Below are 13,402 nucleotides of genomic sequence, written 5' to 3'. Positions count from 1 at the left end.
GCCGGAGCTGTCTCGATCCGGTGCAGTCCCGCACCGGGCTCGCCCTCTCACCGGGGGCGGACCGGGCCAGGGTGACGCCCTAGCGCGCGACCACGTCGAGGACGCGATCGGCGACCGACGCCTTGCTGCCGGAAGCCTCGATCACTATATCTCCGGCCGGATCGAGGACCACCGCGGTGTTGCTGTCGCTCTGGAAGCCCTCGGCCCAGCCGACCCTGTTGAGGACGAGCAGGTCGCAGCCCTTGCGGACGATCTTGGCGCGGCCGAGCGCGAGCATCGCGTCCCGGTCGGGCTCGGTCTCGGCGGCGAAGCCGACGATCAGCTGCCCGTCGGTCTTCGCGGCGGAGATCTCGGCGAGGATGTCGGGGTTCTTCACGAGCTCGAGGACGAGGCGGTCGCCCTGCTGCTCCTTCTTGATCTTGGCCTCGGAGACGTCGGCCGGACGGTAGTCGGCGACGGCCGCGGCCATGATCACGATGTCGGCGTCGCGGGCGGCGGCGAGCGCGGCCTCGCGCAGCTCCAGGGCGGTCCCGACGGGGACCACCGTGACGCCCTGCGGCGCCTCGATGTCGAGGTTCGCGGCGAGGAGGGTGACCCTCGCTCCGCGCGCGGCCGCGGCGACCGCGAGCGCGACGCCCTGCCGGCCGCTGGAGCGGTTGCCGACGAAGCGGACCGGGTCGAGCGGCTCGCGGGTGCCGCCGGCGGTGACGAGGACGCGCAGGCCCTCGAGGTCGCGCCGGGCGGCGGTGGCCCGCGCGTGGACGGCGAGGGCCTCGGCGACGATCGTCGCGGGCTCCTCCATCCGGCCCGGGCCAGAGTCGGCGCCGGTGAGCTGGCCGACGGCCGGGCCGACGAGGTGGACGCCGCGGGAGCGGAGCGTCGCGACGTTCGCGACCGTGGCCGCGTTCGCCCACATCTCGGTGTGCATCGCCGGAGCGACCACGACCGGAGCGGTGCTGGCGAGCACGGTGTTGCCGAGCAGGTCGTCGGCGAGGCCGGTCGCCAGCTTGGCCAGGGTGTGCGCCGTCGCCGGGGCGATCACGATCAGGTCGGCCGCCTGGCCGATCGCCACGTGCCGCACCTCGGCGACGCCCTCGTAGAGCTCGGTGTGCACCGCGTTCCGCGAGATGGCCTCGAGCGTCGGCTTGCCGACGAAGCGCAGCGCCGCCTCGGTGGCCACGACGTGGACGTCGTGGCCCTCGAGGACCAGCGCGCGGACGACTCCGACCGCCTTGTAGGCGGCGATGCCGCCGGTGATCCCGACGACGACGTTCAGCCGTGCGGCCCGTCTCGATGACCGCATGTCGCGGAGCGCCCCCGGTCGGGACTACTCGTCGAGGGGCTCGGCGACCGGACGGGCGACGAGCTTGTCCTCGTTGATCTCGTGCAGCGCGACGGAGAGCGGCTTGTCGTCGATGGTGGAGTCGACCAGCGGGCCGACGTTGTCGAACAGGCTGCCCTCGTGCAGGTCGGCGTAGTAGTCGTTGATCTGGCGCGCGCGCTTGGAGGCGAAGATGACGAGCGCGTACTTCGAGTCGACCTTCGAGAGCAGCTCGTCGATGGGCGGGTCGATGATGCCGAGGTTGTTGGCCATGGTGTCTCCTAGCGTGGCGCGAAGCGCCGATCTGCGGCTCCGGAGCGGCACGGCGCGCGATCGCCGGGGAGGGCGATCGGGGCAAGGCCCGGAGGTGGTCGGTGGTCTCGGTCTCAGCGGCCCGGATCGGCGGGCGTGCTGTCGGAGCGAGGCGACATCAATTCTACGACCTCGCGGGCCGCTTCGGGCACGGTGCTGTTCACGACGCAGAAATCGAACTCGTCCTGCGCGGCCAGCTCGACCTTCGCGGTGGCCAGTCGGCGCTCCTGCTCCTCCGCGCTCTCGGTGCCGCGGCCGACCAGGCGGCGCACCAGCTCCTCCCAGCTCGGAGGCAGCAGGAAGACGAGCCGAGCGTCGCCCATCCGCTCGCGGACCTGCCGCGCGCCCTGGATGTCGATCTCGAGCATGACCTGGCGACCGGCGGCGAGGGCCGCGTCGATCGGGCCGCGGGGCGTGCCGTAGCGGTAGGCGTTGTGCACCGTCGCGTACTCGAGGAACTCCCCCGCCTCGACCATGCGGTCGAACTCGGCGTCGTCGACGAAGTAGTAGCTGACGCCCTCGATCTCGCCGGGGCGCGGTGCGCGGGTGGTCGCCGAGACGGACAGCAGGACGTCGGGGTAGTTCTCGCGGATGTAGCCGGAGACGGTGCCCTTGCCGACCGCGGTCGGACCGGCCAGCACGACGAGCCGGTTGCGCTCGCCGCGGCGCTGGCGCGACTCGCGCTCCTCCAGGAACGCGCCGAGGCCCTCGACCTGGCGGCGGCCCAGGCCGCCCAGGCGCTTGGACGGCGCGATGCCGAGCTGCTCCATCACCCGCGGGGTCTTCACCACGCCGAGGGCGGGGACGGCGCGCAGCAGCTCGCTGACGCGCATCCGCCCCTCGACGCCGGTCGGGTCCTCCTGCGCGGCGGCGAGCACGGCCGTCGCGGGCCGGTCGCCGGCGGCGACGCCCTTCTTCACCTGGGCGCGGGCGCGGCGCGCGGCGATCGCGGCCTCCGAGGCGGCGCGGCGGTCGACGGCGGGCGGTGCAGGGCGGCGCGCGCCGGACGGCGCCTCGGCGGCGGGGTCGATCGGGCTGACGGCTTCAGCGGACAAGGGTCTCCTGGAGGTGTGCGGCTCGGCGGTCGATCTCGGCGGCGATCCCGTCGGGTCCGGCGCCGAGGACACTGCGCGATTCGCTCACGATCGTCGAGGCGGCCAGCGCTCCGAACAGCCGCGACGCGTCCGCGGTGTCGGCGCCCTGGTGGCCGAAGCCGGGCGCCAGCACCGGCAGTGCGGGGCGGAGCGGAGTGCCCGTGCCGATGCCGTAGTCGCCGAGCGCGACCGTGGCCCCGAGCACGACGCCGACCGAGCCGATCGACGAGCGCGCGTGTCCCGCGTTCCAGGATGCCACGTCGGCCAGCACCGCGTGCGCCACGGTCGAGCCGGCGACGGGCCCGTCCTGCAGCAGCGCGCGCTGCACCGGCCGCGCCTCGGCGTTGGAGGTCGCGGCGAGGACGAAGACGCCCTTGCCCGCCTCCTCGGCCAGCGCGAGCATGCCCTCGAGCGAGCCGACGCCCTGGTAGGCGGCGGCGGTCATCGCGTCGGCCTCGAGCGGCGAGCCCGGCCGGAGCCACGCCTCGGCGTAGGCCGTGACGCTCGTGCCGATGTCGCCGCGCTTCGCGTCCGCGATGACCAGCAGGCCCGCGGCGCGCGCGTCGGCGAGGACGCGCTCGAGCGCCGCGTAGCCCGCGGAGCCGTGCCGCTCGAAGAACGCGACCTGCGGCTTGACCAGGCCGACCCGGCCGGCCGAGGCCTCGACGACCCGCCGGCCGAAGGACTCCAGGCCCGCCGCAGTGTCGTCCAGGCCCCAGGCGTCGAGCAGGAACGCGTGCGGATCGATCCCGACGCAGAGCTGCCCGAACGCGTCGAACGCGGCCTCGAGCCGGGCGCCGAAGGACTCGGCGCCCGGCTGCGCGACGGCGTCCGTCACGCGGTGCGCTCCGCCCGGCGGATCGCGTAGTCCTGCAGGCTCGTCACCTCGAACGGCTCGGCGGCGGCGTCGAGCGAGGCGACAGCCGCGGCGAGCTGGGCGATGGTGGTGAACAGCGGCTTGTCCGCGGCGACCGCGGCGGCGCGGATCTCGTAGCCGTCGGCACGCGAAGCCCCGCCGCTCGGCGTGTTGATCACCACGTCGACCTGGTCGCGGTTGACCAGCTCCACGATGGAGGGCGCGTCGTCGACGGCCTCCTCGCTGTACTTGCGGACGACCCGGGCCTGGATGCCGTTGCGGTTGAGCACCTCGGCGGTGCCCTCGGTCGCGAGGATCTCGAAGCCGAGCTGGCGCAGGCGCAACGCAGGCAGCACGATCGAGCGCTTGTCGCGATCGGCGACCGAGATGAACACGGTGCCGCTGGCGGGCATCCCGCCGTAGGCCGCCTCCTGGCTCTTCGCGAACGCCCGGGGGAAGTCGCGGTCGATGCCCATGACCTCGCCGGTCGAGCGCATCTCGGGGCCGAGCAGCGAGTCGACGATCTTGCCCTCCTTGGTGCGGAAGCGCTTGAACGGCAGGACCGCCTCCTTCACCGCGATCGGCGAGTCCATCGGCACGTCGGAGCCGTCGCGCTCGGGCAGCAGGCCCTCGGCCTTGAGCTCGGCGATGGTCTCGCCGACCATCAGGCGCGAGGCGGCCTTCGCGAGCGGGATGCCGAGCGCCTTCGAGACGAACGGCACGGTGCGCGAGGCGCGCGGGTTCGCCTCGAGGACGTAGAGCACGCCCTGGCCGATCGCGAACTGCACGTTCAGCAGGCCGCGGACGCCGACGCCCTCGGCGATGGCGAGGGTCGCCTCGCGGACCTTGTCGATCTGCTGGCGGCCCAGGGTGACCGGCGGCAGCGTGCAGGCCGAGTCGCCGGAGTGGATGCCGGCCTCCTCGATGTGCTCCATCACGCCGCCGATGTAGAGCTGCTCGCCGTCGTAGAGCGCGTCGACGTCGATCTCGATCGCGTCGTCGAGGAAGCGGTCGACGAGCAGCGGGTGCGTCGCGTCGATGATCCCCTCGTCGGCCATCCGAGCGAAGTAGTCCTCGAGTTGCGGGGAGCCGTAGACGATCTCCATGCCGCGGCCGCCGAGGACGAACGACGGGCGGACGAGGACGGGGTAGCCGATCTCGACCGCGACCTCGAGGGCGCCCCCGAGGTCGGTCGCCGTGCCGTTGCGCGGGGCGAGCAGGCCGGCCTCGTCGAGGATCCGGGAGAACGCGCCGCGCTCCTCCGCGAGGTCGATGTTGGCGGGGGTGGTGCCGAGGATCGGCACGCCCTCGGCCTCGAGGCCGGCGGCGAGGCCGAGCGCGGTCTGGCCGCCCAGCTGCACGACGACACCGACGAGCTCGCCGGACTGCGACTCCGCGTGGATGACCTCGAGCACGTCCTCGAGCGTCAGCGGCTCGAAGTACAGGCGGTCGGAGGTGTCGTAGTCGGTCGAGACCGTCTCCGGGTTGCAGTTGATCATGATCGTCTCGAACCCGGCGGCCGAGAGCGCGAACGACGCGTGCACGCAGGAGTAGTCGAACTCGACGCCCTGACCGATGCGGTTCGGGCCGGAGCCGAGGATGACGACCTTGCGGCGGTCGGCCGCGACGACCTCGGTCTCCTCGTCGTAAGAGGAGTAGTGGTACGGCGTCAGCGCGGGGAACTCGCCGGCGCAGGTGTCGACCGTCTTGTAGACCGGGCGGACGGCGAGGTCGTAGCGGATGCGGCGCACCTCGGCCTCGTCGAGACCGCGCAGCTGGGCGATCTGCACGTCGGAGAAGCCGTGGTCCTTCGCCAGGCGCAGGACGCCGGCGTCGAGGCCGTCGTGCTCGCGCACCAGCTCGGCGATCTCGTTGATCAGCACGATCTGGTCGAGGAACCACGGGTCGATCTTGGTGGCGTCGAAGGCCTGCTCGACGCTCGCGCCCAGGCGCAGTGCCTGCTGCACCGTGACGATGCGGCCGTCGGTCGGGGTCTTCGCGATCTCGAGCAGCTCCTCGACCGAGCGCGACTGCTCGCCCCAGTGGAAGGAGGAGCCGCGCTTCTCCAGCGAGCGGAGCGCCTTCTGCAGCGCCTGCGCGTAGTTGCGGCCGATCGCCATCGCCTCGCCGACCGACTTCATGGTCGTGGTCAGCGTCTTGTCGGCGGCCGGGAACTTCTCGAAGGCGAAGCGCGGCACCTTGACCACGACGTAGTCGAGGGTCGGCTCGAAGCTCGCCGGGGTCACCTTGGTGATGTCGTTCGGGATCTCGTCGAGGCGGTAGCCGATCGCGAGCTTCGCGGCGATCTTGGCGATCGGGAAGCCGGTCGCCTTCGAGGCCAGCGCCGACGAGCGCGAGACGCGCGGGTTCATCTCGATCACGATGATCCGGCCGTCGGCGGGGTCGATCGCGAACTGGATGTTGCAGCCGCCGGTGTCCACGCCCACGTCGCGGATGATCCGGATGCCGATGTCGCGCAGCTTCTGGTACTCGCGGTCGGTCAGGGTCAGCGCCGGAGCGACCGTGATCGAGTCGCCGGTGTGCACGCCGACCGGGTCGACGTTCTCGATCGAGCAGACGACGACCGTGTTGTCGGCCGTGTCGCGCATCAGCTCGAGCTCGTACTCCTTCCAGCCGAGGATCGACTCCTCGAGGAGCACCTCGGTGGTCGGGCTCTGGTGCAGGCCGTCGCCGACCATCCGCACGAGCTCGTCGACCGAGTGCGCGAAGCCGGAGCCGAGGCCGCCCATGGTGAAGGAGGGGCGGATGACCAGCGGGTAGCCGAGGTCCTCGGCGAAGCCGATCGCCTCCTCGACGGTGTGCGCGATGTACGACTTGGCGACGTCGGCACCCGCGTCCAGCACGAGCTGCTTGAAGATCTGGCGGTCCTCGCCGCGGTTGATCGCCTCGAAGCTCGCGCCGATCAGCTCGACGTCGTACTTCTCCAGGATCCCGAGGTCGTGCAGCTGGATCGCGGCGTTGAGCGCGGTCTGGCCGCCGAGGGTCGGCAGGATCGCGTCGGGGCGCTCCTTGGCGATGATCGCCTCGATCGCCTTCGGGGTGATCGGCTCGACGTACGTCGCGTCGGCGAAGTCCGGGTCGGTCATGATCGTCGCCGGGTTGGAGTTGACGAGGATGACGCGGACGCCCTCCTCGCGCAGCACGCGGCAGGCCTGAGTGCCCGAGTAGTCGAACTCGACCGCCTGGCCGATCACGATCGGGCCGGAGCCGATGACGAGGACGCTTCTGATGTCTTCCCTGCGGGGCATTGCTTCTGCTCTCCGGTGGTGGTCGAGGTGGTGGAGTCTGCGGTGGCGGGCTCGGCGCCGCCCTGCTCGGCCGTGCGCTGCACGACCATGGCGCGGAAGCGGTCGAAGAGGTGGTTCGAGTCGTGCGGGCCGGCCGCCGCCTCCGGGTGGTACTGGACCGAGAACGCGGGGATGTCGAGGCAGCGCAGGCCCTCGACGACCGAGTCGTTGAGGCTGTAGTGGCTGACCTCGACCCGGCCGAAGCCCTCGGGCGAGTCGAGCTCGCCGTCGATCGGCGCGTCGACCGCGAAGCCGTGGTTCTGCGAGGTGATCTCCACCCGGCCGGTCAGCTTGTCGAGGACCGGCTGGTTGATCCCGCGGTGGCCGAACGGCAGCTTGTAGGTGCCGAAGCCGAGCGCGCGGCCGAGCAGCTGGTTGCCGAAGCAGATGCCGAAGAACGGCAGGTCGGCGCGGAGCGTGGTGCGCAGCAGGTCGACGTGGCGGTCGGAGGCCTCCGGGTCGCCGGGCCCGTTCGAGAAGAACAGCGCGGAGGGGTCGAGCGCGAGCACCTGCTCGGCGGTCGTCGACTCGGGCAGGACGTGCACGTCGAAGCCGCGCTCGGAGAGGTAGTTGACCGTCGAGGTCTTCACGCCCAGGTCGATCACGGCGACCGAGCCGACGCGCTCGCCCTGCGCGGGCACGGTGTAGCGCTCCTCGGTGGAGACGGAGGACGACAGGTTCAGGCCCGCCATCTGCGCGCCGCCGAGCACCAGGGCGAGCTGCTCCTCCTCGGGGAGGGCGAGGTCCTCGCCGGAGAAGACGCCGGAGCGCATCGAGCCGAGCGAGCGGATGTGCCGGGTGATCGCGCGGGTGTCGACCCCGGAGATGCCGACGATGCCGTCCTTCTCCAGGTCGTCGTCGAGCGAGCGCTGCGAGCGGAAGTTCGAGACCACACGGGAGGGGTCGCGGACGACGTAGCCGGCGACCCAGATGCGGCGCGACTCCTCGTCCTCGTCGTTCATCCCGGTGTTGCCGATGTGCGGGGCGGTCTGCACGACGATCTGACCCGCGTAGGACGGGTCGGTCAGCGTCTCCTGGTAGCCGGTCATGCCGGTCGCGAAGACGATCTCACCGAGCGTGCGGCCGCGTGCGCCGTAGGCCTGACCCGAGAATCGTCGCCCGTCCTCGAGGACGAGGACGGCGGTGGGTTCGGTGCTGAGGCGTGTGGTTGGCACGGACTAGGAGCCCTTCTGGATCGAGTCGGAGCCGCCGTCGGCGGTCCCGGGGTGGGAGGGGGAGGAATCGGGGCCGGCGAGCCGCTGGAGCTCGTCGACCAGTCGTCGTCGGAGCGCCGGATCGGCCACGCGGAGGTAGCTGTCCACGATCTCCTCGCCGCGCGGCGACCAGGAGAGCACGAGCAGCCCGCCCTCCTCGACCGCGCGGTCGATGGCGTAGGAGCCCTCTCCGGCACCGCGGAGGAGCGCCGCGGGGATCACGGTCTCGCGCTCGCCGACCGGGGCGATCACCACGCCGCGCGCGTGCAGGCGGAGCGTCGCCCGGCCGCGGAAGCCGAGGCCCGGCAGCACCACGCGCTCGAGCGGCTGCTCGAAGCGGGTGGTCGCGACGTAGGGCAGCTCGACCGCCTCGCGCTCGGCGCCGAGCGACGCGGCGGGCACGGCCTCGGGGGCGAGCGCGGCGGAGCGGCGCCGGCGCGCGCGCCAGGACAGCGCCATGCCGATGAAGACGAGGGTGACGGCCGCGGCGATGACGATCGCGATGGCGGTCCTATCCACGGGCGCCCCTCGCTGCCGCGGCGACGGTCGCCGCGTCGACGAGCTCGCCGTCGAGGACGGTCGGGACGCCGCGGTGCAGCGTCGCGACGACGCGGCCCGGCAGCTCCCGGCCGAGGTACGGCGAGTTGGTGCTGCGCCCGCGCAGGTCGCCGGTGGAGAAGCGGCGGCGGACCTCGGGGTCGTAGAGGACGACGTTGGCCGCGGCGCCGACGGCGAGGCCGTGCTGGTAGCCGTCGAGCCGGCCGATCCGCGCGGGGGCGGAGGAGAGCACGCGGGCGACGTCCGACCAGCTCAGCCGGCCGTCCTCGACGACCGCGGCGTGCACGACGCTCAGAGCGCTCTCGAGGCCGACCATGCCGAAGGCGGCGGCGTCCCACTCGCAGTCCTTCGCCTCGACCGGGTGCGGGGCGTGGTCGGTGGCGACGATGTCGATGGTGCCGTCGGCGAGGGCCTCGCGGAGGGCGAGCACGTCCTCGTCGCGGCGCAGCGGCGGGTTGACCTTGTAGCGGGCGTCGTAGCCCGGGGCGCCGTCGACCCCCGCGATCAGCTGCTCGGAGAGCAGCAGGTGGTGCGGGGTGACCTCGGCCGTCACGTCGATGCCGCGGGCCTTGGCCCAGCGGATCACGTCGACGGAGCCGGCGGTCGAGACGTGGCAGACGTGCAGCCGCGAGCCGACGTGCTCGGCCAGCAGGACGTCACGCGCGATGATCGCCTCCTCCGCCACGGCCGGCCAGCCCTGCAGCCCGAGGGCGCTGGAGACGGCGCCCTCGTTCATCTGCGCGCCGACGGTGAGCCGCGGCTCCTGCGCGTGCTGGGCGACGACCCCGTCGAAGGCCTTCACGTACTCGAGCGCGCGGCGCATCAGCAGCGCGTCCGAGACGCACTTGCCGTCGTCCGAGAAGACGCGCACCGCGGCACGGCTGCGGGCCATCGCACCGAGCTCGGCGAGCGACTCCCCCGCGAGGCCGACGGTGACGGCGCCGATCGGGCGGACGGTGGCGTAGCCCGCGTCCTCGCCGAGGCTCTGCACCTGCTCGACGACGCCGGCCGTGTCCTGCACCGGCGACGTGTTCGCCATCGCGAAGACCGCGGTGAAGCCGCCCGCCGCCGCGGCGCGCGTGCCGGTCAGCACGGTCTCGCTCTGCTCGAAGCCGGGCTCGCGGAGGTGGGTGTGCAGGTCGACGAGACCCGGCAGCGCCAGGAGCCCGTCGGCGTCGATCACGCGCGCGCCGCTCGAGTCGACGTCGGTGCCGATCTCGACGATCGTCCCGCCGTCGATCAGGACGTCGGCCGTCGTCTCGTCGGCGAGCGTCGCTCCCGAGAGGAGGATCCTCGTACCGGTCATCACAGGACCTCCCTTTCACCGGACAGCAGCAGGTACAGCGCCGCCATCCGCACGGACACCCCGTTCGCGACCTGCTCGAGCACCGTGGAGCGGCTCGAATCGGCGGCGGCCGAGGAGATCTCGACGCCCCTGTTCATGGGTCCGGGGTGCATCACGATGGTATCCGGGCCGAGGCGGGCGAGCCGCTCGTCGTCCAGGCCCCAGATCCGCGCGTACTCGCGGCCGTTGGGGAAGAACCCGCTCGACATCCGCTCGAGCTGGATGCGCAGCAGCATCACCACGTCGGGCAGTCCGGAGTCGATCGCGTCGTCGAGGTCGAAGCGGATCGTCGCCGGCCAGTCGAGCGTGTCGACGGGGACGAGCGTGGGCGGGGCGACGAGGGTGACCTCCGCGCCGAGCGCGGTCAGCAGCCAGACGTTCGAGCGGGCGACCCGCGAGTGCAGGATGTCGCCGACGATCGTGACGGCGACGCCGTCGAGGCTCTTGCCGCGGGAGGCGGCGGCGCCGTGCAGCCGGCGGCGGATGGTGAAGGCGTCGAGCAGCGCCTGGGTGGGGTGCTCGTGCGTGCCGTCGCCGGCGTTGAGGATGGCGGCGTCGATCCAGCCGCTGGCCGCGAGCACGGCCGGGGCGCCGGACGCGTGGTGGCGGATGACGACGCCGTCCGCGCCCATCGCCGCGAGGGTCTGCGCGGTGTCCTTGAGGCTCTCGCCCTTCGAGACGCTGGAGCCCTTGGCGCTGAAGTTGATGACATCGGCCGAGAGCCGCTTCGCCGCGGCCTCGAACGAGATGCGGGTGCGGGTGGAGTCCTCGAAGAAGAGGTTGACCACGGTCTTCCCGCGCAGGGTCGGCAGCTTCTTGACCTCGCGGTTCTGCACGTCCGACATGTCCTCGGCGATGTCGAGGAGGCCGATCGCGGTGGCGCGGTCGAGGTCGCGGGTGGAGAGCAGGTGCCTCATCGGGTGCCTCCGTCCGGTGCGGACTCGATCGCGACGAGGTCCTCGCCGTCGGTCTCGACCAGGCGGACGTTGATCCGCTCGCTGAGGCTGCTGGGGAGGTTCTTGCCGACGAAGTCCGCGCGGATCGGCAGCTCGCGGTGTCCGCGGTCGACCAGGGCGGCGAGACGGACGGCCCGGGGGCGGCCGATGTCGCTCAGCGCGTCGAGGGCCGCGCGGATGGTGCGGCCGGAGAAGAGCACGTCGTCGACCAGGACGACGGTGCGGCCGTCGATGCTCGCCGGGACCGCGGTGCGCGCGGGCATCCGCGTCGGGTGGTGGGCGAGGTCGTCGCGGTACATCGTCACGTCGAGCGAGCCGGAGAACACCGGGTCGGCCCCGGGCTCGATCCTGGCGATCGTCTCGGCGATCCGCCGCGCGAGCGCGACTCCGCGGGTCGGGATCCCGAGGATCACCAGCGACTCCGCGCCGCGATTCGACTCGAGGATCTCGTGAGCGATGCGCGTCAGAGCGCGCGTGATGTCAGCGCTGCTGAGCACGATTCGTGCCGTCACACCGACCTCCTTCCCCGTCTCTCTGGACGGCCTTAAAGGAAATGCCTCCCCGAGTATAGGGGTCCGCCTGCCGCGGACGTGGAGCGGCGCAGGCGCCGCGCCCTTCCCCGATCATGCTGATCGAGCGGTGAGGCGAAGAACGCGGCGGCGGCCCTTCATGCTGGTCGAGTAGCCCCGCAAGGGCGTATCGAGACCCACCGTCCTCAGGGGGGGCCGATCCGCAGACTCACGTCCTGACGGTGGTGGATCTCGATACGCCCGCTCCGCGGGCTACTCGATCAGCATGCAAAGGGGCCGCCGTGGCGGCGACCTCCATGCTGGTCGAGTAGCGCCGCAGGCGCGTATCGAGACCCGCGGGCGTCAGGCCGTCGCGTGCGACTCGGCGACGGAGGCGAGCAGGCCGTTGATGAAGCCGGCCGAGTCGTCGGTCGAGAGCAGGGTCGCCGCCTCGACGGCCTCGGAGATCGCGACGCCGTCCGGGACCGCGTCGTTGTGCAGGATCTCCCACACGCCGATGCGGAGGATCGCGCGGTCGACGAGCGGCATGCGCGAGAGCGTCCAGCCCTTGGCGAGCTGCGCGATCAGCGCGTCGATCTCGTCGGCGTTGTCGATGACGCCGTCGACGATCTCGCGGGCGTAGAGCCAGGAGGCCTCACGCGCCGGCTCGTTGGCCGCGCGCTCCGCCTCGGAGCGCAGCGATTCCGAGAAGGAGATCTGCCGCACGTCGGCGTTGTAGATGATGTCGAGGGCGCGCTTGCGCGCCTTCGTCCGAGCGCTCACAGAAGGCCCGGCTCAGCTGACGCGGCCGAGGTAGTCGCCCGTGCGGGTGTCGACCTTGACCTTGGTGCCCTGCTCGAGGAAGAGCGGGACCTGGATCTGGTAGCCGGTCTCGACGGTCGCGGGCTTGGTGCCGCCGGTCGAGCGGTCGCCCTGCAGGCCCGGCTCGGTGTAGGTGATCTCCAGCACGACGGAGGCGGGGAGCTCGACGTAGAGCGGGTCGCCGTCGTGCAGGGCGAGGGTGAGGTTCTGGTTCTCGAGCATGAAGTTCGCGGCCTCGCCGACGACGGCCTCGGGGACGGTGATCTGGTCGTAGTCCGAGGTGTCCATGAAGACGAAGTCCGCGCCGTCGCGGTAGAGGTACTGGAAGTCGCGACGGTCGACGTTGGCCGTGTCGATCTTGGCGCCGGCGTTGAAGGTCTTGTCGACGACCTTGCCCGTCAGCACGTTCTTCATCTTGGTGCGCACGAACGCGCCGCCCTTGCCCGGCTTCACGTGCTGGAAGTCGATGACGTTCCAGAGCTGACCGTCGATGCTGAGGACGGTGCCGTTCTTGATGTCGGTGGTAGAGGCCATGCGAAGGGGGATCCGTTTCGTGGAAGTCTGCTGATCGGCCGATCCGGCCAACCCATCGAGTGTAGTCGGTCCGGCCCGCGAGCGGCCGGGCCGCCTCCCCCGGCCGGGCGATGCGTCGTCGGAGCACCCGGAGCAGACTGGAGGGACGCCCACGACCGAGGAGGTCGCATGACCCTCAGCACCGCTCACTCCGGGATCGTCTCCGCGGCGGCCCGCTCGGACTTCTTCGCACCGACGCTCCCGGGCCAGAACATCGTTCCGCCGTGGTTCGCGGTCGTCTTCGCGATCGTGCCGATCGTCATCGTCGCGGTGATCGTCCTGATCATCGTGCTGATCGTCCGCAATGTGCGTCGCGGCCGCCGGCTCGGCGTCGACCCGACCACGATGCAGACGGACATGGCCGCCCGCTACCTCCGCCACGGCATCGGCCCGGCGGGCTCCTCGCTCACCGATCGCCTGGCCGAGCTCGACCGGCTGCGCGCCGCCGGAACGATCAGCGCGGAGGAGCACGCCCGTGCCCGCGAGGCCGCGCTCACCGGCGACCGCGGGCCGGACGACCGGCAGGGCTGACCC

General features: G+C 72.0%; 13 protein-coding genes. 1 reads left to right on the top strand and 12 read right to left on the bottom strand.

The window, feature by feature from the left end; translation table 11 throughout:
• Positions 1-79: 79 nt before the first annotated feature.
• The 12 genes from coaBC to efp all read right to left on the bottom strand — a co-directional run bounded on the left by coaBC (position 80) and on the right by efp (position 12,829).
• Positions 80-1,276, bottom strand: a complete 1,197-nt coding sequence (coaBC, locus tag MT350_RS15675) for a bifunctional phosphopantothenoylcysteine decarboxylase/phosphopantothenate--cysteine ligase CoaBC (RefSeq protein ID WP_243616319.1) — start codon at positions 1,274-1,276, stop codon at positions 80-82.
• A gap of 51 nt (positions 1,277-1,327) precedes the next feature.
• Entirely contained in the window at positions 1,328-1,594 is a 267-nt protein-coding gene (rpoZ, locus tag MT350_RS15670; RefSeq protein ID WP_123446225.1) for a DNA-directed RNA polymerase subunit omega, read from the bottom strand.
• A gap of 113 nt (positions 1,595-1,707) precedes the next feature.
• Complete coding sequence (gene gmk, locus MT350_RS15665) at positions 1,708-2,664, bottom strand: guanylate kinase (RefSeq protein ID WP_243616318.1); 957 nt, start codon at positions 2,662-2,664, stop codon at positions 1,708-1,710.
• A 13-nt stretch (positions 2,665-2,677) separates the two neighbouring features.
• Positions 2,678-3,565 carry an orotidine-5'-phosphate decarboxylase gene (pyrF, locus tag MT350_RS15660; protein ID WP_243616252.1) on the bottom strand — a complete coding sequence of 296 codons (888 nt, stop codon included), beginning with the start codon at positions 3,563-3,565 and terminating at the stop codon, positions 2,678-2,680.
• A complete protein-coding gene (gene carB / locus MT350_RS15655) occupies positions 3,562-6,852 on the bottom strand; it encodes a carbamoyl-phosphate synthase large subunit (protein ID WP_243616251.1) in 3,291 nt (1,096 codons plus the stop codon). Before carB ends, pyrF begins: the two co-directional genes overlap by 4 nt.
• The gene (gene carA, locus MT350_RS15650) at positions 6,795-8,066 is read right to left on the bottom strand and encodes a glutamine-hydrolyzing carbamoyl-phosphate synthase small subunit (protein WP_243616250.1); all 1,272 of its coding nucleotides are present in this window, start codon (positions 8,064-8,066) and stop codon (positions 6,795-6,797) included. Before carA ends, carB begins: the two co-directional genes overlap by 58 nt.
• 3 nt (positions 8,067-8,069) lie before the next feature.
• Positions 8,070-8,624 carry a hypothetical protein gene (locus tag MT350_RS15645; RefSeq protein WP_243599946.1) on the bottom strand — a complete coding sequence of 185 codons (555 nt, stop codon included), beginning with the start codon at positions 8,622-8,624 and terminating at the stop codon, positions 8,070-8,072.
• The gene (locus MT350_RS15640) at positions 8,617-9,969 is read right to left on the bottom strand and encodes a dihydroorotase (RefSeq protein WP_132436275.1); all 1,353 of its coding nucleotides are present in this window, start codon (positions 9,967-9,969) and stop codon (positions 8,617-8,619) included. The genes MT350_RS15645 and MT350_RS15640 overlap by 8 nt, the downstream gene beginning before the upstream one ends.
• The gene (locus MT350_RS15635) at positions 9,969-10,925 is read right to left on the bottom strand and encodes an aspartate carbamoyltransferase catalytic subunit (RefSeq protein WP_123704396.1); all 957 of its coding nucleotides are present in this window, start codon (positions 10,923-10,925) and stop codon (positions 9,969-9,971) included. The genes MT350_RS15640 and MT350_RS15635 overlap by 1 nt, the downstream gene beginning before the upstream one ends.
• Positions 10,922-11,476 carry a bifunctional pyr operon transcriptional regulator/uracil phosphoribosyltransferase PyrR gene (gene pyrR / locus MT350_RS15630; RefSeq protein ID WP_243599945.1) on the bottom strand — a complete coding sequence of 185 codons (555 nt, stop codon included), beginning with the start codon at positions 11,474-11,476 and terminating at the stop codon, positions 10,922-10,924. Before pyrR ends, MT350_RS15635 begins: the two co-directional genes overlap by 4 nt.
• 360 nt (positions 11,477-11,836) lie before the next feature.
• A complete protein-coding gene (gene nusB / locus MT350_RS15625) occupies positions 11,837-12,256 on the bottom strand; it encodes a transcription antitermination factor NusB (RefSeq protein WP_123446217.1) in 420 nt (139 codons plus the stop codon).
• Between the two features lie 12 nt (positions 12,257-12,268).
• Positions 12,269-12,829, bottom strand: coding sequence for an elongation factor P (efp, locus tag MT350_RS15620; RefSeq protein ID WP_243599944.1), 561 nt, complete (start codon positions 12,827-12,829; stop codon positions 12,269-12,271).
• Positions 12,830-12,997: 168 nt separating this feature from the next.
• On the opposite strand from efp, the gene MT350_RS15615 reads away from it, so the two are divergent.
• Positions 12,998-13,399: a hypothetical protein gene (locus tag MT350_RS15615; protein WP_243616249.1), complete on the top strand. Its 402-nt coding sequence runs from the start codon at positions 12,998-13,000 to the stop codon at positions 13,397-13,399.
• Positions 13,400-13,402: the final 3 nt, after the last annotated feature.

The sequence above is a fragment of the Rathayibacter sp. VKM Ac-2928 genome (assembly GCF_022815545.1).
GTDB classification, from domain to species: Bacteria; Actinomycetota; Actinomycetes; order Actinomycetales; family Microbacteriaceae; genus Rathayibacter; species Rathayibacter festucae.
This window is presented reverse-complemented; position numbering and strand designations above follow the sequence as displayed.

Excerpts from the sequence above, each read along its gene's own strand:
- rpoZ (WP_123446225.1), bottom strand. The coding sequence starts at position 1,594 with ATGGCCAACAACCTCGGCATCATCGACCCGCCCATCGACGAGCTGCTC.
- carB (WP_243616251.1), bottom strand. The coding sequence starts at position 6,852 with ATGCCCCGCAGGGAAGACATCAGAAGCGTCCTCGTCATCGGCTCCGGC.
- efp (WP_243599944.1), bottom strand. The coding sequence starts at position 12,829 with ATGGCCTCTACCACCGACATCAAGAACGGCACCGTCCTCAGCATCGAC.
- MT350_RS15635 (WP_123704396.1), bottom strand. The coding sequence starts at position 10,925 with ATGAGGCACCTGCTCTCCACCCGCGACCTCGACCGCGCCACCGCGATC.
- MT350_RS15640 (WP_132436275.1), bottom strand. The coding sequence starts at position 9,969 with ATGACCGGTACGAGGATCCTCCTCTCGGGAGCGACGCTCGCCGACGAG.
- MT350_RS15615 (WP_243616249.1), top strand. The coding sequence starts at position 12,998 with ATGACCCTCAGCACCGCTCACTCCGGGATCGTCTCCGCGGCGGCCCGC.